Below are 25,472 nucleotides of genomic sequence, written 5' to 3' on the forward strand. Positions count from 1 at the left end.
CCCGAGCAGCCGCCGGGTGTCCGCGTACACGGCCAGCGCCTCTGCCGAGCGGCCGGAGCCGTACAACGCGACCATCAGCTGGGCGCGCAGGTCCTCGCGGAGCGGATGGGCGGCGGTCAGCCGGGTGAGCTCGGGGACGACGTCCTCGTACCTGCCGAGTTCCAGGGCGAGTTCGATCCTGCTCTCGACGAGCATGAGGCGCCACTCGGCCAGGCGGGTGCGCTGCGCCTCGGCGTGCACCCCGGGAACGCCGTCGAGGGGCGTGCCGACCAGGCCGCCCACGGCCTCGCCGAGCAGCCCCATGGCGGCGGCGGCATCGCCGGCGGCATAGGCCGCCTTGGCCTCGGCATGGAGTCGCTCGGCCTCCGCCAGGTCACGGGGAATCGCGCCGACGGCTTCGTCCGCGCCGTCGGCGCGGAGACGGAATCCGGGTGCCGCGCTCTCGACGACCACGCCCCACGGTGCGAGGAGCTGCCCGATGCTCGACACCCGGTCCCGCATCTCGTCCAGCTCGTACGCCTCGAACGGGGAGAGGTTCTCGCCCTCCGACAGCGCGTACGCCAGCTCCGCCGGAGTGACGAACCGGCGGCCCCGCAACAGCAGGACGGCCAGGACCGCTTGCTGTACGGGCGTGCCCACGGGCACCGGTTCGTCTCCCCGCCAGGCCAGCTCCGGTCCGAAGACCGTGAACCGCACGTGCGCCGAAGGGGCCCGGTCCGCCGTGTCGGCCGGCTCGCTGCCGATCGCCCGCGTCCCTCCGTACAACCGGTCGAGGAACGGGCTCACGAGGACGGCGAACGCGGACGTCCCCGGCGACAGGCGCGCGGTACCCGCCGGGTCGGCGAGCAGCGCCGTGAAGTCCGGCATGCGGCCCAGGTGCGGTTCGAGCGCCCGGCCGACCGCTTCGACGGCCTCGATGGACCGCTCGGTGTCCAGACCGCTCGCCAGGAGGTCGCGCACACCGGGCCGGAAGTCGTACAGGGCCTCGTCGGCGCCGCCCAGCACGACCGCCGGCGGCCTCGCCCCGCTCGGTTCCCCTTCCGCGAGGGGTTGGAGGAGGTCGCCGAGCAGCACCTCGGCCACGACCGCCGAGGTGGTCGCGGGCATCGTCGCGACGCGCATCAGCTGGATCACGGGCATGCTCAGGGGCCGGATCACCGAGAGCCGTACGGCCAGCCGGTACGCCTCCGGTGAGAACGAGGCGCGGAAGCGTTCGAGCCGCTCCTCGGCGGTGGACGGGAGCGGGCCCGCGCCGGACGGCGCGCCGACGGCGCCCCCGGAGCCCGGTCCCATCAGGACGGTGTCCACCAGCTGGGGCACCCGCGGCCGGGTCAGCAGGCGTGCCCAGGTGTGCAGCGTGGCGGGGGAGAGCGGCACGACGGGGACGGGCAGCCGGTCCCCGAGGCCCGCCACGGGGCCGCCGCCGAGCGGGTCGATGACGCCGAGCTCCCGGTCCGTCGCGAACCGGCTCTCCGCGACGAGGAGTTGGGGCCGGGCGTCGAAGGCGGTGCCGCGCCAGAGCCGACGCGGAAGCGGCGGCACGACGACCAGCGGGCCGGAGCGTTCCCACGCGCCGAGGAAACGCCGCGCGGCCGGACCGCGCCAGGCCTCGTCCACGCCGTCGGTCAGCACGAAGACGACGGGCGACTCCGTACGCGGTGGGGTGCCGGGCCGGCGGCTCTTCCGCAGGTCGAACCGGTGGACGTGGACGGCACGGAAGACCCCGGCGCGCTCCAGCAGGCGTCTGACCTCGCGGACGAGCGGCTGCCAGACCCGCATGGAGGCCGACTCGTCGACCAGCAGCACGGCGGTGTGCCGCAGTTCCTGCTCGGGGCGGGAGATCACGTCGAGGACACCGGACTCGGCCGTGGCCCTGACGGTGGCCTCGATGTCGGCGACCGTCCGGTGCCGGTGGTCACGGTGACCGCGCAGGGGGCGCAGTGCCCGGGCGAGGCCGTGCGTCCCGGGGAGGGCGCGCGGCCCCGGCGCGTGGATGGCCCGGGCCGCCGAGCCGCTGTCCGCCCCGGGGACGTGATGCGCGGTGAAGAGGCGGTGCCGCCTCGGGGCGTCCGCGTCCGTGTGCGCGTCCGGGGCAGCCGGATCGGGTACGGGGCGGGCCGGCGGGTCCGGGACCGTGGCGGCGGGGTCGGCCGGCGGGGCGGTGCCCCGGGCGACGGGCGCCTCCACCGGGCCGGCCGGGGCCTCTTCGTCCGCCGTGAACGGCCCGGGCGCGGCGTCGGCCGTCCGGTCCGTTCCGCTGTCCATCGCCCGGGCCAGCCACAGGACGTCGAGCAGCTCGGGGCCGCCGAGGTCGTACCCGATGCCGTCCAGGACGCGGCGCAGCCGATCGATCATGCGGGGAACGCTTCGTCCAACCGGTGCATGACCGCCGCGAGGAGTTCGTCGCGGCTCAGGTCGGCGCCGGTGACCCGCAGATGGACCGCGGCGAGCAGCTGGTCGGTCGCCAGGCTCTGCACGGCGGCCCGGTTGAGGAAGGCGTCGATCAGGTCGTCGGCCCGGGCGAGTGCCTCCTCGCCGAGGTTCTGCCGGACGATGTCACGCAGCTTCGCCTCGTCCGGGTCGCGCAGGTCGAGCCGTACGCAGCGGCGCAGGAAGGCGGGCGGGAACTCGCGCTCGCCGTTGCTGGTCATCACGACGACGGGGAAGTGGGCGCACGACACGAGACCGCGGTGGACCCGGACGCGGTCCCTGCCGCCGGTGGCGAGGACGTCGACGGTCTGCTGGTGCTCGGGGAGGCGGGAGAGCTCCGGGATCTCGAACTCGCCCTCCTCCAGCACTACCAGCAGGTCGTTGGGCAGGTCGATGTCGGACTTGTCGAGTTCGTCGATGAGCAGGACGCGGGGCCCGCCGGTGGCGGCGAGCGCGGTGCCGAGCGGGCCGAGCCGCAGGTAGTTCCCGATGTCCGAGCCCTGTCCCGCACGCCTCCTGAGCCTGCGGGCCGCGCCGCGCGGCGCCTCGCGCTCCCGCTGGAGCGAGGCCTCGCGCAGCCGGCCGACGGCGTCGTAGCGGTAGAGGGCGTCGGCGAGGGTGGACCGGCTGTTGACCGACCAGCGCAGGACGTCGCCGAGACCCAGGTCCTCGGCGACGGCACGCGCGAGGGAGCTCTTGCCGGTGCCCGGACGGCCCGTGACCAGGAGGGGCCGCCGCAGATGGAGAGCGGCGTTGACGACGGCGATCTCGTCGTCGCTCATCAGGTGGCGCTGGGCCCGCGGGAGGCGGCGGGAGGCGGGGAACCGCCGCCAGGGCGGGGGCTCGGGCAGTTCCGCCGTGCCGCGGAACACCCACCAGGGCTCGGGAGCGGAGCCGTTGGCGCCGGAAGGGGTGGCGGGCGGCTGCACGATGGCGGTCTCCTTGTCGGGGCGGTGGGACGGGTTCACGGCTGCGGGGCCCGCTGCGACGGCTGGGTGAGGGCCCACGGGTCGGGTGCGAGCGGCGGGGGCCGGTGGTCGGGGCCGTCGTGCAGCAGCGAGAGCCGGCGGCCGTGGTGGGCCGGACAGTCCGGGTCGGCCATCGCCTTCGCCCTTTCCAGCCGTACGACCTCCGGGATCTGGGTGTGGTCGATGCCCTCGACCAGTGCCAGCAGGTCCGTGGAGATGTGCCCGCCGTGGTCCTCGCGGTGCCAGAGCACCGTGTGCACCCCGGCCTCGATGCACTGGCGCAGCACGCGCCCCTGCTGCCGCCGGTCGCAGCTCACGACGACGATCCCGGCCTCCGGGCTCACTTCGAGCCGGGCCCGCGCCACGGCCGGGTCCGTGCAGCGCTCGTCCAGGAGCAGCCGCGGCGAGGTCGGCAGCGCGCTGCTGCGGCGCTTCCAGGAGGCGTACGTGTCCCGGGTCCGCTCCGAACTCCGCAGCACCACACGGCGGGTGATGCCCGGATAGAAGCCGCCGTCGTCGGCGTCGCCCACGAACTCCCAGGTGTCCACGTCGAGTCGGAGCCAGGCGGGGGACACGAAGAACTCGAGGAGCGCGGTCTCGGGGTGCTCCCGCACCTCCGTGCGCAGGACCTGCCGGATGGCCTCGACCACGCGGTGGCTGGTGACCTCGGTGTCCTGGGTCAGGACCACCTCGTGCCGCCCGTCGCCGCTCCACACCCAGATCTGGAAGGTGAAGAGGTGGCCGGGCGGCGCGGGCAGGAGCTCGACCTGGACCCGGGGCGGCGCGGCGGCGGCACGCCGGGCGGCCGAGGCGGTCGCGGTGTGCGCGGCGGCGGCGTCGGCGCGGAACTGGTCGACGGCGGCCGCCGGCACGCCCAGTCGGGGTGCCGCCCTTCGGACCCAGGCGTCCAGGTCGTCGGCGTACTCCCCGCCGGCGGCCCGCTCGTGCACTCCGATGAGCACGACGCCCTGGAGCAAGGGGGGTATCGGCTGGCCGGGGGCGGGGTCGTAGCCCTCCAGGATGTGCGTGGCGTCCACGAGGTCGACGGGGACGGAGGTGTCGGCGTACGGCAGCACGGTGCGCAGCAGCGTCGCGGGCTCGGTGGCGCGGCAGTGCGGGAGCAGCGCGGTGAGGCCCCGCCGCCGTTTCACGGAGAGCCACTCGCGCGGGCTGACGACACGGGCGACGCGCAGGACGTGCTGCCAGTCTGCCGACTCCGCGGCGCCGCCGAGCCGGCGCTCGGCGAGGTGCTCGTGGACGATGTCGAGGAGTTCGGGCACCCCCCGCCGCACGCCCAGGGCGAGTCCCGCGAGCCGTTCGACGTCCGCGGCCGGGCCGGCCGTCCGGCGGTCGAGCTGCGCGGCGAGCCGCTCCTCGCAGTCCCGGACGTCCTGCCGGGTGGGCAGCAACCGCTCCAGCACGTCGAGGAGTTGCTGGCGGCCGCGGCCGGCCGCCGGGACCGTGACGGGCGGCAGGTCCGGCAGTTCGGACTCGACGGAGGAGAGCCCGATCGCGTACATGGCGGGCGGCGGGCCGGGCCGGCCCCCGGCCGGATCGGGCGGCGCGGGCCGGCCGGCCGTGTCGTGGGCGGCGACGACGAGCCCGACGACGGCCTGGCGGTCCCGGTCCCACAGCGGTCCGCCGCTGAACCCGTCCGCCACCGTCCCGCCCAGCACGTCCAGGGCGATCCAGGGGTGCCCGGAGGCCCGGGGCATCGCCCGCAGCGTGGGCAGGGCGTGTCCGCTGGCCCACTGGGCCACGACCTCGTTGCCGTCCCGGTGCGGGAGGAACGGGGCGGGCTCGGCGCCCGGCGGTGCCTCCTCGTCGAGTTCGAGCACCGCGAGGTCGCCGTAGTACGGCAGCGCGCCGGCGGCCGGGGGCAGCGGACAGTCGGGCTCGGGACGGGCGCGCGGCGGCCGCCACATCGCCGGGACGACCCGGCCGACCAGGGTCCGCTCGCGGTCGACGTGGGGCATCCGGAGCGTGAACGTCTCGGCGCGCGACGGCGGCGAGGGGTCGAAACGATCGCGTCCCCGGGCGCTGTTGACGACGTGCGCGCAGGTCAGCACCAGCCGTGGGGTGATCAGTACGGCGGCGCCGACGGGTCCGGCCGGTCCGCGCACGGACACGAACGCCCGGTTCAGCGGCTCGTCGGCCCCGGCGGGACTCACCTGATGCCGCATGCCATCAGGAGCCGTTCACCGGGCCGGGTACGGGAAGGGAGCCGGCCTGGGCCGCCACGGCGGCGTCGACCGGAGAGCCGGTGTCGACGGCGTCGGAGGAGCGGGCGCCGTCGGCCGGGGTGGCGACGGGGGCGCCGGTGCCGCCGGCCTGGGTGGCGGCGGGGGCGCCGGTGCCGTCGGCCGGGTCGGTGCCCGCCCCGCCGTCGGCGCGGTCCGCCAGGTTCCACGTGGCGGAGACGGTGAAGCTCGCCTCGCCGCTCCCCGAGAAGACACCGAGGCTCAGGTCGCTGCCCAGCGTGACCCCGAACTCGACGGTCACCTCGTCGGGCCGCTGGGCGAACTGCGAGAAGCTGCGGTGGATTCCGCCGAGCACGCCACCCAGCGGGCGCAGCGCCTGGGTGAGCGCCTCGCCGCCCCGCGTCAGGGCCTGCGCGGCGCGGCCGTCGGCGCTGACCGGCCGCGCCGAGCCGAATCCCGCGGGCAGGTCGAGGTCGTCGTCCGGCCCCGCTTCCGCACCGGCGGGCCCGGCCGTCCGGCCGTCCTCGGGTACGAGGTGCAGGCGCACGACGGAACCGTCGTCGAAGGTGAGTCTCACGTCCCCCATGGGCGAGAGTCTCGCATGTCACACGGGGTTCCGCCCGGCTGTTCACCGATCATCTCCCGTGCGCGGCACCGGCGTCGGGCGCGGGAGTGCGCCGGGGGCGCCGCGCCCCGGGCAGCCGGAGCAGTGCCCAGGCGCCGAGGGCGGCGTGCAGGAGGGCCGTCACCGCCACGGCCGCGTGCAGACCGGTGACGAACGCCGACTTCGCCTCCGTGACCGCCCAGGACGTGAGGCCGGGCAGCCGGAGCGTCCCGTCGAGGGTGGGGGCGAGGTCGGGGCCCCGCAGCCGGAAGAGCAGGGCGGCGAGGGAGCCGACGAGCGCGATGCCGAGGGCGTTGCCGATCTCGTTGCTGGTCTCGGCGATCGCCCCCGCCGAGCCGGCCCGTTCGGCCGGGACCGCGCCGACGGCGGTGTCGGCGACGACGCTGAAGGAGATGCCGTAGCCGAGGCCGGCCACGGACGTGGACGCCACGTACCAGCCGACGCCGCCGGTGAGGGTGGTGGGGAGCAGGAGCAGCAGCCCCGCCGCGATGGCGAACGGGCAGAGGACGAGGACCGCGCGCTTGCCGAGGCGATCCACCACCAGGGGAGTCACCACACAGGCGACGACGAGGACCACCGCCCCGGGCAGCGCCAGGAGCGCCGCCCGCAGGACGGGGAGACCGAGGACGGACTGGAGGTAGATCCCCGACAGATAGGCGCTCGCCGACCAGGCGGCCAGCGGCAGCAGACCGGTGACGATCGCGACGGTGAAGACCCGGTCGCGGAAGAGGGAGAAGTCCATCAGGGGGTACGGGAGCCGCCGCTGCCGCCGTACGAACAGGACGAGCAGCAGGACGCCGGCCGCCGCCACCAGCACGGCGAACGGCGAGAATCCGTCGGCGGCCGTGTGCTTGAGGCCGTACACCACGCACAGGAGCCCGGCCGCGGAGGCCGCCACGCTCGGCCCGTCGACGGGGCCGGGGCGGGTCGTGCGCACCTCGCGCAGCAGGACGGGCGCGAGGACGAGGAACAGCGCGATGACGGGCAGGTTGACCAGGAAGACCGAACCCCACCAGAAGCGTTCGAGGAGGACGCCGCCCACGACCGGGCCGACGGCGAACCCGGCGGCGAAGGCCGCGGCGAAGACGCCGACCGCCCGCGCCCGCCACCGAGGATCGCCGAACAGCTCGCTCAGCACGGCGAGCGCCGACGGCAGGAGCGTCGCACCCGCCACGCCCATCAGCGCGCGGGACACGATGAGCAGCTCGGCGTCGGGCGCGAACGCCGACGCCGCGGAGGCGAGACCGAAGACGGCCGCGCCGGTCATCAGCAGTCTCAGGCGGCCGTACCGGTCCCCGAGGCTGCCGAAGGCGATCAGCAGCGAGCCGACCGCGAAGCCGTACACGTCCAGGATCCACAGCGCCTGACCGGCGGTCGGGTCGAGGTCCTGGCCGACCCGGGGCATCGCCAGGTACAGGACCGACCCGTCCATGGAGACCAGCAGGACGGGGCCGAGGACGACGAGAAGACCCAGCCAGGCGCGCGGCCCGGGGGAGTCGGGGGTGTGCTGTTTCGACATGCCCCGACCGTCGGGCAGCGCGGAACGGGCAGCCACCCCCCTGCCGTGGGTACACCCGACAGGTGTACCCACGGCACGCCCCGGCCGTCCTACGCTTGCCGCCGTGGAGAGCCTCGCGACGTTCCTGAAGAGCCGCCGGGACCGGGTCACCCCGGACGACATCGGGCTGCGCACCCACGGGACGGGGCGCCGCGTCCCCGGGCTGCGGCGGGAGGAGCTCGCCCTCCTCGCCGGAGTGAGCGCGGGCTACTACACGCGCCTGGAGCAGGGGCAGGCCGACACGGCGTCGGAGCAGGTGCTCGACGCGCTCGCCCGGGCGCTGCGGCTCGACGCGACCGAGACCTCCCATCTGCACGACCTCGCCCGGCAGCCGGCGACGCTCCGGCTGAGCGAACCCCCGGCGGAAGCGCCCCACCGGCGCGTCCTCGCCCTCCTGGCATCCCTCGGCGAGGCGATGCCCGCGATCGTGCTCGGCCGCCGCGGTGACGTGCTCGCGTGGAACCGCGCCGGGCACGCCCTCTTCGCCGGGCACCTGGACCTCGCGTCGCCGGACGTGCCGGGGCGCCGCCCCTCGATCCCCCGGATGTTCTTCCTCGATCCGGTCGCGCGCGACCTGTACGGCAACTGGCACGAGCTCGCCCGCGTCCACGTCGCCTACCTCCGGCTCACCGCCGGCCGTCATCCCACCGACGCGCGGCTGGCGGAACTGATCGGCGAACTCACCATGCGGAGCGACGACTTCTCGGCCCTGTGGGCCACCCGGGACGTCGCCGACTGCACCACGGGAACCATGCAGCTGCGGCACCCGGCCGCGGGCCCGGTCAGCGTCGACTACCAGGTGTGGCTGCAACCGGACAGCCCCGACCACCGGCTCGAGGTCTACACCCCCAACGATCCGGGCTCCGCGGACGCCCTGCGGCTCCTGACTTCGGAGCGTCAGCCTTCCGGAGCAGCCGGAATTCCCCACAACGGCGCTATCTGGCCAACATCCTGACGATTTCCCCGCCCCGCACAACCCGGTGTCCGGTCCCCTCATCTTCCCGGCCACAGCACCCGGAGGACGAGGGAACGATGACCACCACGCGCACGACCCGGCTGCGGCGTCCGCTGCTCGCCGGAACCACGGCCGTCGCCGCCATGGCCGTCACCGCGGGCTTCATGGCCGCGACGCCGGAGCAGGCGACGGCCGCGACGGGACCCCGACTGAGTCTTATCGCGGCGACCGACTCGGTGACGCTCACCTCCTGGAAGGAGGAGCCCGGCGTCTTCCTGGACCTGGGCACCTACCTGACCGCGGAGGGGACACCGCTGGAGCTCAAGGTGACCCGCAAGTCCTACAAGGACCCGGTGGTCGTCACCCAGACGGTGTACGAGGGCGGCAAGGCCAAGGCGAAGGTCCTGCCCCAGAACACCGTGAAGGACTTCTCCGGGCTGCCCGGCTTCGCGGAGATCACCGTCACCGACAGCACCGGCAAGAAGGTCGTCAGCCGGACGGAGAGCTTCTGTCCCAACAACGCCAGCGGACGGGTCCGGCCCGACGCGCCAGCCACCTCGAAGTATCCGGAGAGCTGCCCCACCAACCCGTTCACGCTCGGTTCCGTGTGGGGCGTGGAGAAGGGCTGGGCCGCCAACACCTACTCCGGCGCCTACACCCAGCCGGTGAAGCTCGCGGCCGGCACGTACACGGCCAAGGTCGGGGTCGCCAAGAAGTACCGGGACCTCTTCGGGATCGCCGACAAGCCCGCGACGGTGCGGGTCACCGTCCAGGAGCGCAGCTGGGAGGACGGCGGCGGGGCGGCCGCGCGGCAGACGGCCGGCGAGCACGCCGGGCACGGTGCCGGTCAGCAGGCCCCGGCCGCCCACGCCGGGCACGGGCCGGGCCACGCCCCGAGCCCGGCCCAGGCCGGGGCGCCGGAGACGAGCGGCGCGGGTCCCTCGTACAACGTGGGCCACGGGCCGCTGAAGGCCGCGCCGCCGGCCCTGCCGTGGGCGCTGAAGCGGCAGGAGGCCGCGCGCGCCGAGGCGCGGGCCGCCGACACCACCGGGCAGACCGACGGTTCGCGCAAGGCACCGGCCCTGACGCCGCAGGCGAAGCGGCCCACCGGCACCCCGTCCGTCCCGAACGTCCCCAAGCCCGACCTGCGGTCGCTGCCGGCCTACGGCATCACCATCAGCGACGGCGGCCAGGACGTCCCCGGCAAGGACTACCTGGCCTTCAGCGCCAACGTCTGGAACGCCGGTCCGGCCCAGCTGGTGGTGGACGGCTTCCGCTCGCCCGGGAAGCCCACGATGGACGCCTTCCAGTACTTCTACGACGCCAACGGCAAGCAGGTCGGCTACACCCCGACCGGCACCATGGAGTGGGACCCGCGCCCCGGCCACGTGCACTGGCACTTCACCGACTTCGCCAGCTACCGGCTGCTGAAGGCCGACCAGAAGGAAGCGGTGCGCAGCGGCAAGGAGGCCTTCTGCCTCGCCAACACCGACGCCGTCGACTACACGGTGAAGAACGCCAACTGGCACCCCTTCAACACCGACCTGTCCACCGCGTGCGGGCAGGAGAACTCCATCTCCGTCCGTGAGGTGCTCGACGTCGGCTCCGGCGACACCTACACCCAGGACCTGCCGGGCCAGTCGTTCGACATCACGGACGTCCCCAACGGCACGTACTACATCCAGGTGCTGGCCAACCCGGCCAAGCGGCTGAAGGAGACCAACCTCGACAACAACAGCGCGCTGCGGAAGATCGTCCTCGGTGGCACGCCCGGCAAGCGGACCGTGACGGTCCCCGCGCACGACCTCGTGAACGCGAACTGACACACCTCCGTCCCCGCGCGGGGACGGACGGCCGAGAGGCGCCTGACGGGCGGAAGCCCGCGTCAGGCGCCTCTTCGTGTCGGTACGTGGACCGGGAGGGTGCTCAGAGGCCGCGGCGGCAGCGGTGCGCGATCAGGGAGATCGCGAGCATGGCGGTCATGACGCCGACGGCCAGGGTCAGCGTGCCGGCCGTGCCGCCGGCCATGGACCAGCCGTTGCCGAGCAGGAGAGCGGTGCCGCCGACGGCGGCGAGCACGGCGTACCCGCGCCGGCCGGCGCGGCGGAAGTGACGGGTCAGGACGTAGCACCCGGCGATCATCGCGAGGAAGGTGACGGAACCGGCGGCGAAGTGGGCGTAGCTGTGCCAGCTGAGCGCGGCCGGCATGCCGTACGGGGTGCCCACCGGAAAGCCGTCGGCCGGATCCATGACGAACACCCCCGCGGCGACCATTCCGACGCCGGCGACCCCGATCAGGCGCGGTGCCCAGATGCCGCCCGGTGTGCCGCGCAGGGCCCGGCGCAGGCCGGTCGCGCCGATCACGAGCAGGGCGCCGACGAGGAGGAAGTTGCCGATCTGGAGCCAGCCGAGGGAGCCGTTGCTCAGCGCGCTCAGGGGGTGGCGGGTGATGTCGAAGCCCTCCCGGGTGGCGGCCTGGGTCAGGGCCACGACCGCCCACAGCGGGGTCGCCACGACCGCGCAGCTGAGCAGCGAGCGGGTGGCGCGGCGGGCCGAGCGGCCGGCCGGGCCGGAAGCGGCGGTGCCGCGGTGGTCGAGGGTGGTCATGGCGGGTCCTCCGGGGTTCGTGGTGTGCGGTGCTCGCTGACACGTCGATCGGGCGATGTGACAGGGAACGCGTACCGTTCCCTGTCACATAGGCTCGTTCGACGTGGAGGCGGGCAGTCACCCCACGGAGAGAAGAGGAATCCATGCGCTACCTGATGACGACCCGGCCTTCCGACACCGCCCCCGACGAGCAGCTGTTCGCCGAGATGGGCCGGTTCATCGAGGAACTGACGGCCTCGGGCGTCCTCCTCGCCACCGGTGGCCTCGAACCGGGCGGCACCCTGGTGAGCTCCCTCGGCGACGAGATCACGGTGACGGACGGGCCGTTCGCCGAGGCCAAGGAGGCCGTGGCCGGCTTCGCGCTGATCGAGGTCCGGTCCAAGGAGGAGGCGATCGAACTGGCCCGCCGCTTCCGCAGGATCGTCGGCGACGGCGAGAGCGTGGTCCAGCAGGTCTTCGGCCCCTGACCGTCGCACCAGAGCCGAGGAGCAGCGAGGCAAGCGTGCCCGAGCCGGACACCCGCCGTACGGTCGACGCCGTCTGGAAACTCGAGTCGGCCAGGATCATCGCCGGACTCACCCGGCTCGTCCGCGACGTCGGGCTCGCCGAGGAGCTGGCGCAGGACGCGCTCGTCGCCGCGCTCGAACAGTGGCCCCGCTCGGGCGTCCCGGACAACCCCGCCGCCTGGCTGACGACCACGGCCCGGCGGCGGGCCGTGGACCACATCCGGCGCTCCGAGCGGCTGACCCGCGGTCAGGAGCGGCTCGCCCGCGAACTGGAGCACCGGCGGGACCCGGAGGAGCGGGACGACCCCGAACAGGACGACGTCCTGCGGCTGATGCTCATCTCCTGCCACCCCGTGCTGCCGACCGAGGCCCGGGTGGCGCTGACGCTCCGGCTGCTCGGCGGGCTGACGGCCGAGGAGATCGGCCGGGCCTTCCTCGTCGGCGGGACGGTGATCACCCGGCGCGTCGCCGCCGCCAAGCGGACCCTGGCGGAGCGGCGCGTGCCGTTCGAGCTGCCGGAGGGGCCGGAGCTGGCCGAGCGCCTGTCGTCCGTGCGCGAGGTCATCTACCTCATCTTCAACGAGGGGTACTCCGCGACCTCCGGCGACGATCTGATCCGTCCCGGACTCTGTCTCGAAGCCCTGCGGCTCGGGCGGCTCCTCGCCGAGCTGGCCCCGCAGGAGTCCGAGGTGCACGCGCTGGTCGCCCTGATGGAGATCCAGGCGTCCCGCGCGGCCGCCCGCACCGGACCGTCCGGCGAGCCCGTCCGGCTGCACGAGCAGAACCGGGGCCGCTGGGACCAGTTGCTCATCCGGCGCGGCTTCACCGCGATGCTGCGGGCCAGGGAAGCCGGCGGGACGCCCGGCCCGTACCTGCTGCAGGCGGCGATCGCCGTGTGCCACGCCCAGGCGCGTACCGCCGAGGACACCGACTGGGCGCGGATCGCCGAGCTGTACGCGGCGCTGGCGCGGCTGCTTCCGACGCCGGTCGTCCAGCTCAACCGGGCGGTGGCCCTCGGCATGGCGTACGGGCCGCAGGCCGGCCTCGACCTGGTCGACTCGCTGGTCTCCGATCCCGCGCTGCGCGACTACCACCTCCTGCCCGGCGTCAGGGGAGACCTGCTGCTCCGGCTGGGCCGGGGCGGGGAGGCGCGGCGGGAGTTCCACCGGGCCGCGGCGCTCACCGGGAACGCCGCCGAGCGTGCCTTCCTGCTGCGGCGCGCGGCGGGAATCGCGGTCGACGGCCCGTCGCTTCCGACGCTGGGGGAGGCGGTGCGGGACTTCCTGGGCCGTGACGAACTGGACGCCGCGACGGTCCGCTCGTACGGGCAGACGCTCCGGCGGCTCCGTCTCGCCCTCGGCGAGGAGCTGCCGCTCGCCGGTCTGACGGCCGAGCAGGTCTCCCGGGTGTTCGCCGCCTCGTGGGGCGGGGCCGCGGCCGGTACCTGGAACCGGCACCGGGCGGCCGTCCGGTCGTTCGGCGCCTGGGCCTCGCTGGACGGCCTCGCGGCGGGCCTCGAACGGCGGGCCGGGACCCGGGCCCGGGTGCGGGCGCTGGACCCCGAGGAGCTCGGCGCGCTCTGGGGCCGGACGGACCTGCCGCTGCGCGAGCGGACGTTGTGGCGGCTGCTGCACGAGTCGGCGGCGGGGGTGAAGGCCGTCCTGGCGCTCGACGTCGAGGATCTGGACCTGGACGACCGGCGGGTCCGCCCGGACCGGGGCCGGGTGAGCTGGCGCTCGGGGGCCGCCGCGCTCCTTCCCGAGCTGCTGGCCGGCCGGACCCGGGGCCCGGTCTTCCTCTCCGACCGCCGGCCGGGCCCCGCCCGGACACCGGGGCCGGCGGACCTGTGCCCGGAGACGGGCCGTCGGCGGCTTTCGTACGAGCGGGCCGAGTACCTGTTCAAGGCGGCCACCCGGTCGCTCGACCCGGCGCACGAGGGCTGGACCTTGCGTCAGCTCAAGCCCCGGCCCTGAGCGGGAGCTTCCGCGGGCCCAGGTGAAGTCGAGGTAACTGGTGTCTGCACAGGGGTTGTCAGTGCAATTTCACATTACTATGTTACACCGCACGCGGTGCGATGAGCCTTCGTCAAACCCCGTGTGCACCACAACAGTTCTCGTCCCACACCCACGACGACCCCCACACACTCATGGAGTTCTGTTGTCCATCCACAGACGCGTGCGTTCGTCCCTGCTGACCTCCGCCGTCGCGGTGACCCTCCTGGCCACCTCCGCCCAGACCGGCGCCTTCGCCGCCGACACGGACGCCCGCGCCACCGCTGTCCCCGCAGCGACGACCGGCGCCCCGGCCCCCCGGGCCGAGCACGCCACCAACCCCTTCGACGAGGTGGAGCGCCTCGCCACCGCGCCCCGCCAGACCTTCGGGCCCGCGCCCGCCCCCGGAAACCTCGCCGCCGGCCGCGTCCCAGGCCGCGCCCCGGCCCCGGCCTCCACCGCGCGGACCCTCGCCGCCGCGACCACGACCACCGCCGCCGGCGTCCCCTGCACGCTCGACGGGATCACCGGCCTCGGCCCCGAGCAGTTCGCCGACTTCCTCGCCGACCCGGCCGTCCTCGCCGACGGCTGTCTGCGCGGGCTCATCTGGACCTGGGACGCCCGCCTCGCGCCCGTCATGTCCGACGCCCACGTCCAGGCCGTCTCCCGCCGCATATCAAGCCTGGCCGCCGCCCACGACGGCCGTAACTCCTCGCACCTGGAGGAGATGTTCACCTACCTGCACGCCGTCGCCTACCACGACCACTCCCGCGGCGAGATCGACGTCACCGACGCGCCCACCGTCAACGCGATGCGCCAGGCCGTCGCCGACTTCGGCAACGCGGCCCGCACCTTCGACGTCACGAAGAACAACGCCCTCACCCTCCGCGAAGCCCTCTACGCGGCCAGCGCCCCCGGGCTGCGACAGCACCAGCTCGGCCTGATCAAGCGGGTCCTCGCCACCATGGACCCCGCGCACACCGCCACCCACCTCGACGTCTCATGGGCGGGGGCCGCCCTCGCCGCGCTCTCCGTCAACTACCTGGGCGTCTACCCGGGCAACCAGGACACCGCCTTCCAGGCGGCCGCCGCCGCCGACCCCGCGTACCGCGCCGTCTTCAAGGCCTTCGCCGGCTACGGCCACCTGAAGGGCACCGCCAACGACTGGGTCGCCCGCGACGCCCTGAGCGAGTTCGGCCGCTTCGGCGAGATAGCCGCCCTGCGGACGGAGACCACCGCCGAACTCGGCGGTCTGCTCGGCCAGGCCGTCACCACCTTCGGCCGCGGCAGCCAGCAGTGGGCCAAGATCGTCTCCTGGCTCAACTACTTCGACGCGTGCAAGCCGTACGGCGTGTGCAAGGCCGACATCGAGGCGCAGATCTTCCCGTACACGTACACCTACGACAATGGCGCCATCAAGGTCCGCACCGGCCTCGACCGGGCCACCGTCGACCAGCTCTACTACGCCAGCAAGCAGGTCAAGGCCCAGTTCCACCGGGTGGTCGGCAGCGACCGGCCGCTCGCCGGCGACCCCAACACCACCCTCACCATCGTCCTGTACGGCTCGCGCGCCGACTACGAGAACTACCACCCGATCCTGACCGGGATGGACACCAACAACGGCGGCATCTACATCGAGCGCGGCGCCACCTTCTACACCTACCAGCGGCGCGTCCCGCAGGACTCCTCCCTGACGCTCGAAGAGCTCTTCCGCCACGAGTACACCCACTACCTCAACGGCCGTTACGCCGTCCCCGGCTTCTTCGGCGAGGGCCCCTGGTACCAGGGCGACCGCACCACCTTCATGGACGAGGGCACCGCCGAGTTCTTCGACGGCGCCACCCGCGACGACGGCATCAAGGTCCGCAAGTCCCTGGTCCGCGGCGTCATCAACGACACGGCCGGCGGCGGCCCCCGGATGAACCTCCGGCAGATCCTCAACGCCACCTACGACGGCGACGGCTTCCGCTTCTACAACTACGCGGGCACCTTCTTCGAGTTCCTCTGGAACGAGAAGCCCTCCCTGATCCGCGAGATGTACACCCACCTGCGGAACAACGACGTCGCCGGATACGACGCCTGGCGCGTCCGGCTCGGGAACGACACCGGCCTCCAGGCCGACTACAACCGCTTCCTCGACACCCAGATCGCCAAGGTCGACACGCTGTACGTCCCCAACACCACGTACACGCCCAACGGCCAGCTGCGCGACTCGACCGTGTCCGCGGTGCGGTCCGCCTTCGCCACCGCCACCTACAACACCCCCGACTGCGTCGAGAACGGCGAGCCGGGCAAGCGCCGCTTCCTCTGCACCGGCCGGATCACCGCCAACCTGTCCAACTGGGCCAGCCCCGACCAGAACTTCAAGGACATGTCCGAGACGGTCGACTACTTCATCCTCGACCGCGCGGGCGCCGCCTCCAACAACCTGGCCGACATGAACTGCTCCTTCGGACCGGTCGAGATCTGGACCAACAAGGTCGCCGGCACGTCGAGCTTCAGCTGCGAGGGCCCCCTCCGCAGCTGACCCGCCCCACCCCCGGGCCGGTCCCTCCACGGGGAGGGACCGGCCCCCTCGCACGCCCCGAACCCCCGCCCCGGAGGCCGTACTTCGTGAGCACCACCCCGCACACGGTCCGCACCACCGACTACCACACCGCCGGCGAACCCTTCCGGATCGTCGACCAGGACCTCCCCCCGATCCCCGGCGACACCGTCGCCGAACGCCGCGCCACCGCCCTCGCCGGCGGCGGCACGGGCACGGACCCGCGCCCCGGCCCGCTCGACGACCTGCGCCGCCTGCTGTCCCGGGAGCCACGCGGGCACGCGGGCATGTACGGCGGCTTCGTCGTGCCGCCCGACGACGACGGCGCCCACTTCGGCGTGCTGTTCTGGCACAAGGACGGCTACTCCACCGCCTGCGGCCACGGCACGATGGCCCTCGGAGCCTGGGCCGTCGACAGCGGACGCGTCCCGGCCCCCGACGACGGCGACGTCCCCGTCCGCGTCGACGTGCCCTCCGGCCGCGTCACCGCCACCGTGCACCGGGCCGGCGGCCGCACCACCGGCGTCACCTTCCGCAACGTGCCGACCCGCGTCGTCGCCCGAGACGTCGAGGTGACCACATCGCTCGGCACCGTCCACGCCGACCTCGCCCACTCCGGCGCCTGCTACGTCTCCGTCGCCGCCCGCGACCTGGGCCTCGACGTCACCACGCCCGCCCTGCCCGAACTCGTCCGGGCCGGACGGGAGATCCGCGCCGCGCTCCCCGCACACGACGTGTACGGCGTCATCCTCTACGAGGAGCTCCCCGCCACCCCCGAAGGGCGCCGGCAGCGCAACGTCACCGTCTTCGCCGACGGGCAGATCGACCGGTCCCCCTGCGGCTCCGGCACCTCCGCGCGGCTCGCCCTGCTCGGCGCCGACGGACGCCTCGGCCCGGGGGACACCCTGCGGCACGAGTCCGTCGTCGGCACCGTCTTCACCGGGCGCCTCCTCGCGGAGGGGATCACCGAGGTCCACGGCACCACCCACCGCACCGGCACCCACTCCTTCGTCCTCGACCCGCACGACGCACTGGGAACGGGGTTCCTCCTGTGAACCCGCCCCTCGTCCTCGACGCCGCCACCATGGCCCGCCTCCTGGGCCCGGCGGCGGCGACCCACGTCCTCGCCGAGGTCCTGCGGGCCGGACTCGACCCCGACGCGGGACCGCCCCGCACGGCCGTACCCGTCCCGGCCGGCGAACTCCTCCTGATGCCCGCCGCCTCCGGCGCCTACGCCGGGGTCAAGATCGCCGGAGTCGCCCCCGGCAACCCGGCCCGCGGCCTGCCCCGCATCACCGGCTCCTACCTCCTCCTCGACGGCGCCGACCTCCGGCCGCTCGCCCTCCTCGACGGAGCCGCGCTCACCGAACTCCGCACCCCCGCCGTCTCCGCCCTCGCCGTACGCCTCCTCACCCCGTCCGACCGGCCCCTGCGCCTCGTCCTGTTCGGGGCAGGACCCCAGGCGTACGGGCACCTGGAGGCCGTCCTCGCCGCCCGCGAGGTCGCCGAGGCCGTCGTCGTCGCGCGCGAGCCGGTCGGCGGGCGCGCCCTCGCCGGATACGCGCGGACCCTCGGCGTCCTCGCCCGTACCGGCGCACCGGACGACGTGGCCGCGGCGGACCTCGTCGTCTGCTGCACCACCGCCCGCGCACCGCTCTTCGACGGCGCCCTGGTCGCGCCCGGCGCGACCGTCGTCGCCGTCGGCTCCCACGAGCCGTCCGCCCGCGAGACCGACACCGCGCTCGTCACCCGGTCCGAGGTGTACGTCGAGGCCCGGGGCGCGGCCCTGCGGGAGGCCGGTGACCTGCTCGTCCCCCTCTCCGAGGGGGCGATCGGCGCCGAGCACGTCGCCGGCGATCTCGCGGAACTGGTGACGGGCCGCCGGACGCCGTCGCCTGGCCGCCCGCGCCTCTTCAAGAGCGTCGGCATGGCCTGGGAGGACCTCGCGGTGGCCGCCGCCCTGTACGAGGCGGCCCGTTCGGCGTAGAGGCACCGATGCCCCGGTCCCGCGCGCGGCGGGACCGGGGCGTCCGTGCGTTCAGCCGGCCTCGGGGAAGTGACAGGCGACCTCACGGGGCTCGCCCGCCACGGCCACCCGCAGGGGCGGCGCCTCGGTGCGGCAGACCGCCTGGGCCTTGGGGCAGCGCGGGTGGAAGGTGCAGCCCGGCGGGGGAGCGGCGGGGCTCGGCGGGTCACCGAGCAGGGTGATCCGCTCCCGGCTCCGCTCGGCCGCCGGGTCCGGGAGCGGCACGGCGGACAGCAGCGCCCGCGTGTAGGGGTGGGCCGGGGCGGTGTACACCCGCTCCTTGGCGCCGATCTCCACGATCCGGCCCAGGTACATCACGGCCACCCGGTCGCAGACCCGCTTCACCACGGACAGGTCGTGGGCGATGAAGAGATAGGCGAGCCCGAGTTCGCGCTGGAGCCGCTCCATCAGGTTGACGATCTGCGCCTGGACGGAGACGTCCAGGGCGGAGACCGGCTCGTCGGCCACCACCAGCCGCGGGCTGGTGGCCAGGGCGCGGGCGATGCCGATGCGCTGCGCCTGTCCGCCGGAGAACTCGTGGGGGTAGCGGTCGATGTGCTCCGGGATGAGGCCGACCAGCTCCATCAGCTCCACGGCCCGCTTGCGCGCCGCGGCCGCCGAACCGCCCTGGGTGAGCAGGGGGTCGGAGATGATCCGGGCCACGGTCTGCCGGGGGTTGAGGGAGGAGTGCGGGTCCTGGAAGACCATCTGGAGGTCGCGGCGCAGCGGCTTCAGTGCCCGCTGCGGCAGACGGCCGATCTCCCGGCCGTCGAACGCGACGGAGCCGGCGGTCGGTTCCAGGAGCCGCACGATCGTGCGGCCCGTGGTCGACTTGCCGCAGCCGGACTCGCCGACGAGGCCCAGGGTCTCGCCCGCCGCCACGTCGAAGCCGATGCCGTCGACGGCCCGCACGGGGGCCGAGCCGCGGCGGCGGCCCGGGAAGGTGACGGTGAGGTCCCGCACCCGGAGGAGGGGCGGTGGTGGGGTCGTGGTCATGGGGCGACGCCTTCGTACGCGGGGAAGTGGCAGGCGGCCGGGTGCCCGTCCGGGCCGCCGAGGGACGGGCGTTCGGTCGTACAGCGGGCCCGTTCCTCGGCGGGGCCGACGGCGGCGCGCGGGCAGCGGGGTGCGAACGCGCAGCCCGGCGAGGGGTCCAGCAGGGACGGCGGGCTTCCCGGGATCGCCCGCAGCGGGGCGTCGTCGGGGTCGTCGAGCCGGGGCAGCGAGTCGAGCAGCCCCTGGGTGTACGGGTGGGCGGGGGCGGCGAACAGGGCGTCCACCGGGGCGTGTTCGACGGCCCGGCCGCCGTACATGACGAGGACGTCGTGGGCGACCCGGGCGACCACTCCGAGATCGTGGGTGATCATGACGACCGAGAGGCCGCGTTCCTGCTGGAGGCGGGCGATCAGTTCCAGGATCTGCGCCTGGACGGTGACGTCGAGGGCGGTGGTGGGCTCGTCGGCGATGAGGAGGTCGGGTTCGCAGACGAGCGCCATCGCGATCATCACCCGCTGGCGCATGCCGCCGGAGAACTGGTGGGGGTACTCGCCGGCCCGCCGCCGGGGTTCGGGGATGCCGACCTCGGCGAGGGCCTCGACGGCCCGCTCGCGGGCCGCGGCCCGGCGGGAGCGGAAGTGGACGCGGTGGTGTTCGGCGATCTGCTCGCCGACGGTGTAGTAGGGGTGCAGGCTGGACAGCGGGTCCTGGAAGATCATGGCCATCCGGCGGCCCCGCAGGGTGTTCAGTTCGCGCTCGCCGAGGCCGATGAGTTCCCGGCCGTCGAGGGTGACGGAGCCGGTGACCCGGGCGCCGGTGTGCAGGCCCATGACGGCGAGCGAGGTGACCGACTTGCCGGAGCCGGACTCGCCGACGATGCCGAGGGTCCGGCCCGGCCGGACGTCGAAGGAGAGCGAGTCGACGGCCCTGACGGGTCCGTGCCGCGTCGCGAAGGTGACGTCGAGGTCCCGGACCGACAGGAGGGGGGCGGAGTCGGCCATCAGTACCTCACTCGCGGGTCGACGACGGCGTACAGCAGGTCGACGGCCAGGTTGGCGACGACGATGAAGGTGGCGGCGAGCAGGGTCACTCCGAGGATGACCGGCTGGTCGCCGGTGGACAGCGCGCCGTAGAAGAGCCGTCCGACGCCGGGCAGTCCGAAGATGGACTCGGTGATGACGGCGCCCGCGAGCAGACCGCCGAGGTCCATCCCGAAGATGGTGAGGATCGGGGTCATCCCGGCGCGCAGCCCGTGTTTGACGACGACGGTGCGGCGGGGCAGGCCCTTGGCGCGGGCGGTGCGGATGTACGGCTCCGCCATGGACTCGATCATCGAGCCGCGGCTCTGCCGGGCGTACATGGCGGCGTACAGGATCGCGAGCGCCAGCCACGGCAGCAGCATGTTCGACGCCCAGGACAGCGGGTCGTCGCCGAACGGCACGTACTGCGGATACGGCAGCAGGCCGGTGACCCGGATCAGGCCGTAGATGAGGAGGACGGAGGTGAAGTAGACGGGCAGGGAGGCGGCGGCGACCGCGCCGACCATCAGGACCCGGTCGGTGAGCGTGTCCTTGTGGAGCGCCGCGGTGACGCCTGCGGTGAGCCCGAGCAGCAGCCAGAGCGCGGCGGCGCCGAAGGCGAGGGACGCGGAGACGGGCAGCCGGTCGACGAGGAGGTCCCAGACGCTCTGGCTGTTCTCGTACGAGTAGCCGAGGCAGGGGAAGTCGCAGCGCAGCGCGTAGGGGCCGGTGCCCATCGTGCGGCCGGTGAAGATCCCGGTGACGAAGTCGGCGAACTGCCGCCAGAGCGGGGCGTCCAGGCCCATGTTGGCGCGGATGGCCTCCAGGCGTTCGGCGCTGCACGACTTGCCGCAGGCCGCGGCCGCCGGGTCGGAGGGCAGGACGTAGAAGATGGTGAAGGTGACGGCGGCGACGGCGACGAGGACGCCGAGCACGCCGAGGAGCCGGCGGCCGAGGTAGAGGATCACGCGCCGCCTCCCCGGGGGTCGAGGATGTCGCGCAGCGCGTCCCCGAGCAGGGTGAAGGCGAGCACGGTGAGGAAGAGGCAGAGGCTCGGGACGGCGAAGTACATGGGGTCCGTCTCGTAGTAGGCGACGCTCTCGGCGATCATCTGGCCCCAGGACGGGGTCGGCGGGCGGACGCCGACGCCGAGGTAGCTGAGGGCGGCCTCGGTGGCGATCATGCCGGGGACGATCAGGGTGGTGTACGCGATGACGGGCCCGGCGACGCCCGGGAGGATGTCGCGGACGAGGATGCGCCAGGGCCCGGAGCCGCCGACGCGGGCGGCGTCGACGTACTCGCGGTGCTTGAGCGACAGGGTCTGGCCGCGGACGATCCGGGCGATGCCGGGCCAGCCGAAGAGGCCGATGACGGCGGTCATGAGGACGATCCGGTTGACGTCCCGGGCCACCGACATCATCGCGATCATGAAGATGAGGGAGGGGAAGGACATCGTGAGGTCCATCAGCCGGGAGAGCACGGTGTCGGTGCGGCCGCCGAAGTAGCCGGCGCAGATGCCGGCCGCCGTCCCGGCGAGGACGACGATGGCCGTCGCGGCGAAGGCGATGAGCAGCGAGACCTGGGCGCCGTGCACGACCCGGGCGAACAGGTCGCGGCCGGTGACGGGTTCGACGCCGAGCCAGTGCTCGGCCGACACGCCGCCGAGCGGCCCGAGGGGCAGACCGCCCAGGTAGGGGTCGACGGCGCTCTTGTCGAACTCGTCCGGGCCCCAGCCGCCGAGCGCGGCGATCAGCGGGGCGGCCGCGGCGAGCAGCGCGAAGAAGGCGACCACGCCGAGGGAGAGGCGGGCGGCGGGGCGGCGGCGCAGTTCGGCCCGGACGAGCTGCCAGGGGCTGTGGGCCGTGCGGGCGGGAGGCGGTGCGGTGGTGGTCGTCACGGGTTCGGCCTCAGTTCGCGCTCTTCGAGGGGTCCTTGAGGCCGACCGTGGCGTAGTCGAGCTGGCCGCCGTAGGAGGTGTGGCCGAAGGCTCCGGCGATGTTGGTGCCGATGAGCAGGGGCCGGCGCTCGACGACGGCGGGCGCGGTCGGGGCCTTGGCGAGGATCTGGCCGTCGAGCTCCCGCCAGGCCTTGGCTGCCTGGTCGGCGTCGGTCATCGCGGCGATCTGGTCCATGCGCTTCATGGTGGTGTCGTCGCGGAAGAGCGAGTGGTTGCCGGAGTTGCCCTTCTCCTTGATGTAGCGGCCGTCGAAGACGAAGGGGAGGAAGGTCGAGCCGGAGGGGTAGTCGGGGCACCAGCCGGTGTAGACGAGGTCGGTGCGGTTCTTGGTGTCGCCGATGGTGTCGTAGAAGGCGGAGGGGTCGACGGTCTCGATGGTGACCTTGATCCCGGCCCGGCCGAGGGACTGCTGGACGGCCTCGCCGACGGCCTTGTCGCCGTTGGAGACGGTGATCCGGGTGGTGAAGCCGTCCGGCTTGCCGGCCTCCTTGAGGAGCTGCTTCGCCTTGGCCACGTCGCCGGTGAGCGGGATGCCGAGGGTGTCGGGCTGCTTGCCGCCGAAGAGGACGCCGGGCATCAGCGCGGTGGCCGGGTCGTTGAGGGCGGGGCCGCCGGAGGCGGTGAGGACGGCCTCGCGGTCGAGGGCGTACTGCACGGCCCGGCGGACCCTGACGTCGTCGAAGGGCGCGCGGCCGGTGTGCATCTGGACCATCTCGGTGCAGCTGGTCGACTCGGCGAGGAGGCGGGCCCGGATGTCGGGCTTGGTGAGCACCTTGGGGGTGGATTCGGGGCGGAGCTTGTCCCAGGGGACGGCGGAGGCGTCGGGGCCGGCGGCGGCGATGAGCCGGTCGTCGATCTGGTTGGCCTTGAGGCCCATGGTGACGACGATCCGGTCCGGGTACGCCTTGCGCACGGTGTCCGTCTTCGGGTCCCAGTGGGTGTTGCGGACGAGGACGAGCCGCTTGTCGCGGGCGTAGGAGTCGACCTTGTACGGCCCCGAGGAGAAGGGCCGGTTGTCGTACTGCGGGCCCTTGTCCTGGGACGGGGGCACGGGCGCGAAGGTGGGGAGGGTGGCGGCGAAGGGGAACTCGGCGAAGGGCGTGCGGAGTTCGAAGACGATGGTCCGCTCGTCGGGGGTCTTCACGGAGGCGAGGTGCTTGCCGCCCGCCGGGCCCTGGTAGCCCTCCGCGCCGGCCAGGTAGCGGGCCGCGTAGTCGGGGCCGCCGGGCAGGTCGGGCGAGAAGGAGCGCTCGACGTTGTGCTTGATGTCCCGGGAGGTGATCGGGGTGCCGTCCTCGTACTTCAGCCCGGGCTTGAGCTTGAAGGTCCAGGTCCGGGCGCCGTTGGACGGGGTGCCGAGGTCCTCGGCGAGGTCGGGGGCCAGTTCGCCGCCCCGGGTGCCGGGCGCCGCCGCGTAGGTGACGAGGGTGCGGTAGAGCAGGCGGGTGCCGAAGTCCATGTCGCCCATCACCCAGTTGCGGGCCGGGTCGAGATGGGTGAAGTCCTGGTTGGACAGGACGGTGAGGGTGCCGCCCTTCTGCGGGGTGCCGCCGAGGACCGCCCCGCTGTTGGTGGTCGCGGGGTTCTTTCCGTTCCGGGCGCCCCCGGGGGTGTCCGAGCCGGAGCAGCCGGTGACGGCGAGGGCCAGGGTCGTCACCAGGGCCGTGGCCAGGGTGCGCGTGCGCTTGTTCATGCGGGTCACTCCGGGGAGCAGTCGGACAGCCTCGGTCGGCTGGAATGTGACCGGTAACATAGTAATGTGAAATTGTACTGACAAGGTGTCGGGTGCCCCGTTATCCATCCGTGTCCGGCGAACGCCCGGTCGGGACCCCGATGATGACCTCGACGGGTGTCGACCCGGGGTCTTGGCAGGGCCAGTGCAATGTGAAATATTACTGATGTGCCCACGAGAGAAACCTCGGACGTCATCGTCATCGGCGCCGGCGTGGTCGGCGCGGCCTGCGCCCACTACGCGGCCCTCGCCGGCCTCTCCGTCACCGTCGTCGACCGCGGCTCCGTCGCGGGCGGCACGACCGGAGCGGGCGAGGGCAACCTCCTGGTCTCCGACAAGGAACCCGGCCCCGAACTCGAACTCGCCCTCCTCTCCACCGCGTTGTGGAGCGAACTCGCCGAACGGCTACCGCCGGCCGTCGAGTACGAGGCCAAGGGCGGTCTCGTCGTCGCCTCCGGCGAGACGGGACTGCACGCCCTGCGGGAGTTCGCGGGCCGCCAGGAGAAAGCCGGCGTCATCGCGCACGAGGTCCCGGCCGACCGGCTCCACGACCTGGAGCCCCATCTCGCACCCGGACTCACCGGCGGCTTCCACTACCCCCAGGACGCCCAGGTGATGCCCGCCCACGCCGCCGCACGGCTGCTCCACGCCGCCGGCGACCGGGTCCGCCTCGCGCTGGGTGAGGAGGTCACCGCCCTCCTCACCGGCGCGGACGGAGCGGTCCGCGGCGTACGCACCACCACCCGCGACATCCACGCCCCGTACGTGGTGAACGCCGCGGGCACCTGGGGCGGCGCCGTCGCCGGACTCGCCGGGGTCCACCTCCCCGTGCTGCCCCGCCGCGGCTTCGTCCTCGTCACCGAACCCCTGCCCCGCGTCGTCCGGCACAAGGTGTACGCCGCCGACTACGTCGCCGACGTGGCCAGCGGCTCCGCCGCGCTCCAGACCTCGGCCGTCGTCGAAGGCACCCCCGCGGGACCCGTCCTCATCGGCGCCAGCCGCGAACGCGTCGGCTTCGACCGGACGCTCTCCACGGAGGTCCTGCGCCGCCTCGCCACCGGGGCCACCACCCTCTTCCCCGTTCTCGGCACCGTACGGGCGATCCGCACCTACCTCGGCTTCCGCCCCTACCTCCCCGACCACCTGCCCGCCGTCGGACCCGACCCGCGCGTCCCCGGACTGCTGCACGCCTGCGGCCACGAGGGCGCGGGCATCGGACTCGCCCCCGTCACCGGCCGGATCGTCACGGCCTGCGTCACCGGCACCGAACCACCCCTCGACCTCCACCCGTTCCGCCCCGAGCGCTTCGACGCCGCCGACCGGTGAGGCGCGCACCCACCGACACGAGAGGAGGGC

Annotated in this window: 18 protein-coding genes and 1 pseudogene; 8 read left to right on the forward strand and 11 right to left on the reverse strand. The window is 74.0% G+C overall.

Going from position 1 to position 25,472, the window contains the following annotated elements; translation table 11 throughout:
* Positions 1-3 precede the first annotated feature (3 nt).
* The 5 genes and pseudogenes from DEJ43_RS38660 to DEJ43_RS35630 form a co-directional block, all read right to left on the reverse strand.
* Positions 4-2,355: pseudogene (locus DEJ43_RS38660) on the reverse strand (SAV_2336 N-terminal domain-related protein); the annotation flags it as partial.
* Complete coding sequence (locus DEJ43_RS35610; RefSeq protein WP_106433925.1) at positions 2,352-3,362, reverse strand: AAA family ATPase; 1,011 nt, start codon at positions 3,360-3,362, stop codon at positions 2,352-2,354. The pseudogene DEJ43_RS38660 and the gene DEJ43_RS35610, both read right to left, overlap by 4 nt.
* 32 nt (positions 3,363-3,394) lie before the next feature.
* Positions 3,395-5,581, reverse strand: a complete 2,187-nt coding sequence (locus DEJ43_RS35615) for a VMAP-C domain-containing protein (RefSeq protein ID WP_015038305.1) — start codon at positions 5,579-5,581, stop codon at positions 3,395-3,397.
* 4 nt (positions 5,582-5,585) lie between these two features.
* Positions 5,586-6,185: a CU044_2847 family protein gene (locus tag DEJ43_RS35625; RefSeq protein ID WP_015038306.1), complete on the reverse strand. Its 600-nt coding sequence runs from the start codon at positions 6,183-6,185 to the stop codon at positions 5,586-5,588.
* Between the two features lie 49 nt (positions 6,186-6,234).
* Entirely contained in the window at positions 6,235-7,743 is a 1,509-nt protein-coding gene (locus tag DEJ43_RS35630; protein WP_041663260.1) for an MFS transporter, read from the reverse strand.
* Positions 7,744-7,846: 103 nt separating this feature from the next.
* On the opposite strand from DEJ43_RS35630, the gene DEJ43_RS35635 reads away from it, so the two are divergent.
* Both DEJ43_RS35635 and DEJ43_RS35640 read left to right on the forward strand, forming a co-directional pair.
* Positions 7,847-8,737 (forward strand): helix-turn-helix domain-containing protein, encoded by an 891-nt coding sequence (locus tag DEJ43_RS35635; RefSeq protein ID WP_015038308.1) that lies wholly within the window; start codon positions 7,847-7,849, stop codon positions 8,735-8,737.
* 77 nt (positions 8,738-8,814) lie between these two features.
* A complete protein-coding gene (locus DEJ43_RS35640; RefSeq protein ID WP_015038309.1) occupies positions 8,815-10,560 on the forward strand; it encodes a lysyl oxidase family protein in 1,746 nt (581 codons plus the stop codon).
* 103 nt (positions 10,561-10,663) lie between these two features.
* Here DEJ43_RS35640 and DEJ43_RS35645 read toward each other — a convergent pair whose 3' ends face one another.
* Entirely contained in the window at positions 10,664-11,344 is a 681-nt protein-coding gene (locus tag DEJ43_RS35645) for a DUF998 domain-containing protein (RefSeq protein WP_015038310.1), read from the reverse strand.
* A gap of 143 nt (positions 11,345-11,487) precedes the next feature.
* Here DEJ43_RS35645 and DEJ43_RS35650 point away from each other — a divergent pair, with 143 nt between their 5' ends.
* From DEJ43_RS35650 to DEJ43_RS35670, 5 genes are all read left to right on the forward strand, one after another.
* Positions 11,488-11,811, forward strand: a complete 324-nt coding sequence (locus DEJ43_RS35650) for a YciI family protein (RefSeq protein ID WP_015038311.1) — start codon at positions 11,488-11,490, stop codon at positions 11,809-11,811.
* A 35-nt stretch (positions 11,812-11,846) separates the two neighbouring features.
* Entirely contained in the window at positions 11,847-13,823 is a 1,977-nt protein-coding gene (locus DEJ43_RS35655; RefSeq protein WP_015038312.1) for an RNA polymerase sigma factor, read from the forward strand.
* A gap of 184 nt (positions 13,824-14,007) precedes the next feature.
* Positions 14,008-16,368 carry a collagenase gene (locus tag DEJ43_RS35660; RefSeq protein ID WP_041663262.1) on the forward strand — a complete coding sequence of 787 codons (2,361 nt, stop codon included), beginning with the start codon at positions 14,008-14,010 and terminating at the stop codon, positions 16,366-16,368.
* Positions 16,369-16,454: 86 nt separating this feature from the next.
* Entirely contained in the window at positions 16,455-17,441 is a 987-nt protein-coding gene (locus DEJ43_RS35665) for a proline racemase family protein (RefSeq protein WP_015038314.1), read from the forward strand.
* Positions 17,438-18,373, forward strand: a complete 936-nt coding sequence (locus tag DEJ43_RS35670; RefSeq protein ID WP_015038315.1) for an ornithine cyclodeaminase family protein — start codon at positions 17,438-17,440, stop codon at positions 18,371-18,373. Before DEJ43_RS35665 ends, DEJ43_RS35670 begins: the two co-directional genes overlap by 4 nt.
* Positions 18,374-18,424: 51 nt before the next feature.
* Here DEJ43_RS35670 and DEJ43_RS35675 read toward each other — a convergent pair whose 3' ends face one another.
* From DEJ43_RS35675 to DEJ43_RS35695, 5 genes are read right to left on the reverse strand one after another with little or no spacing between them, the layout of a single operon-like run.
* Positions 18,425-19,408, reverse strand: coding sequence for an ABC transporter ATP-binding protein (locus DEJ43_RS35675; RefSeq protein ID WP_015038316.1), 984 nt, complete (start codon positions 19,406-19,408; stop codon positions 18,425-18,427).
* Positions 19,405-20,409 carry an ABC transporter ATP-binding protein gene (locus DEJ43_RS35680; RefSeq protein ID WP_015038317.1) on the reverse strand — a complete coding sequence of 335 codons (1,005 nt, stop codon included), beginning with the start codon at positions 20,407-20,409 and terminating at the stop codon, positions 19,405-19,407. The genes DEJ43_RS35675 and DEJ43_RS35680 overlap by 4 nt, the downstream gene beginning before the upstream one ends.
* Complete coding sequence (locus DEJ43_RS35685) at positions 20,409-21,395, reverse strand: ABC transporter permease (protein ID WP_015038318.1); 987 nt, start codon at positions 21,393-21,395, stop codon at positions 20,409-20,411. The genes DEJ43_RS35680 and DEJ43_RS35685 overlap by 1 nt, the downstream gene beginning before the upstream one ends.
* Complete coding sequence (locus DEJ43_RS35690) at positions 21,392-22,324, reverse strand: ABC transporter permease (protein WP_015038319.1); 933 nt, start codon at positions 22,322-22,324, stop codon at positions 21,392-21,394. Before DEJ43_RS35690 ends, DEJ43_RS35685 begins: the two co-directional genes overlap by 4 nt.
* Positions 22,325-22,334: 10 nt before the next feature.
* Positions 22,335-24,077 (reverse strand): ABC transporter substrate-binding protein, encoded by a 1,743-nt coding sequence (locus DEJ43_RS35695; RefSeq protein WP_041663264.1) that lies wholly within the window; start codon positions 24,075-24,077, stop codon positions 22,335-22,337.
* A 207-nt stretch (positions 24,078-24,284) separates the two neighbouring features.
* Between DEJ43_RS35695 and DEJ43_RS35700 the strand changes: the two genes are divergently transcribed.
* Positions 24,285-25,442, forward strand: a complete 1,158-nt coding sequence (locus tag DEJ43_RS35700) for an NAD(P)/FAD-dependent oxidoreductase (RefSeq protein WP_015038321.1) — start codon at positions 24,285-24,287, stop codon at positions 25,440-25,442.
* Positions 25,443-25,472 lie beyond the last annotated feature (30 nt).

It is taken from the genome of Streptomyces venezuelae ATCC 10712, assembly GCF_008639165.1.
In the GTDB taxonomy this organism is placed as follows: Bacteria; Actinomycetota; Actinomycetes; order Streptomycetales; family Streptomycetaceae; genus Streptomyces; species Streptomyces venezuelae.

What these genes read in the sequence shown, in the direction of transcription:
- DEJ43_RS35615 (WP_015038305.1), bottom strand. Translation starts at nt 5,581, where the DNA reads ATGCGGCATCAGGTGAGTCCCGCCGGGGCCGACGAGCCGCTGAACCGG.
- DEJ43_RS35625 (WP_015038306.1), bottom strand. Translation starts at nt 6,185, where the DNA reads ATGGGGGACGTGAGACTCACCTTCGACGACGGTTCCGTCGTGCGCCTG.
- DEJ43_RS35630 (WP_041663260.1), bottom strand. Translation starts at nt 7,743, where the DNA reads ATGTCGAAACAGCACACCCCCGACTCCCCCGGGCCGCGCGCCTGGCTG.
- DEJ43_RS35640 (WP_015038309.1), top strand. Translation starts at nt 8,815, where the DNA reads ATGACCACCACGCGCACGACCCGGCTGCGGCGTCCGCTGCTCGCCGGA.
- DEJ43_RS35645 (WP_015038310.1), bottom strand. Translation starts at nt 11,344, where the DNA reads ATGACCACCCTCGACCACCGCGGCACCGCCGCTTCCGGCCCGGCCGGC.
- DEJ43_RS35650 (WP_015038311.1), top strand. Translation starts at nt 11,488, where the DNA reads ATGCGCTACCTGATGACGACCCGGCCTTCCGACACCGCCCCCGACGAG.
- DEJ43_RS35675 (WP_015038316.1), bottom strand. Translation starts at nt 19,408, where the DNA reads ATGACCACGACCCCACCACCGCCCCTCCTCCGGGTGCGGGACCTCACC.
- DEJ43_RS35680 (WP_015038317.1), bottom strand. Translation starts at nt 20,409, where the DNA reads ATGGCCGACTCCGCCCCCCTCCTGTCGGTCCGGGACCTCGACGTCACC.
- DEJ43_RS35695 (WP_041663264.1), bottom strand. Translation starts at nt 24,077, where the DNA reads ATGAACAAGCGCACGCGCACCCTGGCCACGGCCCTGGTGACGACCCTG.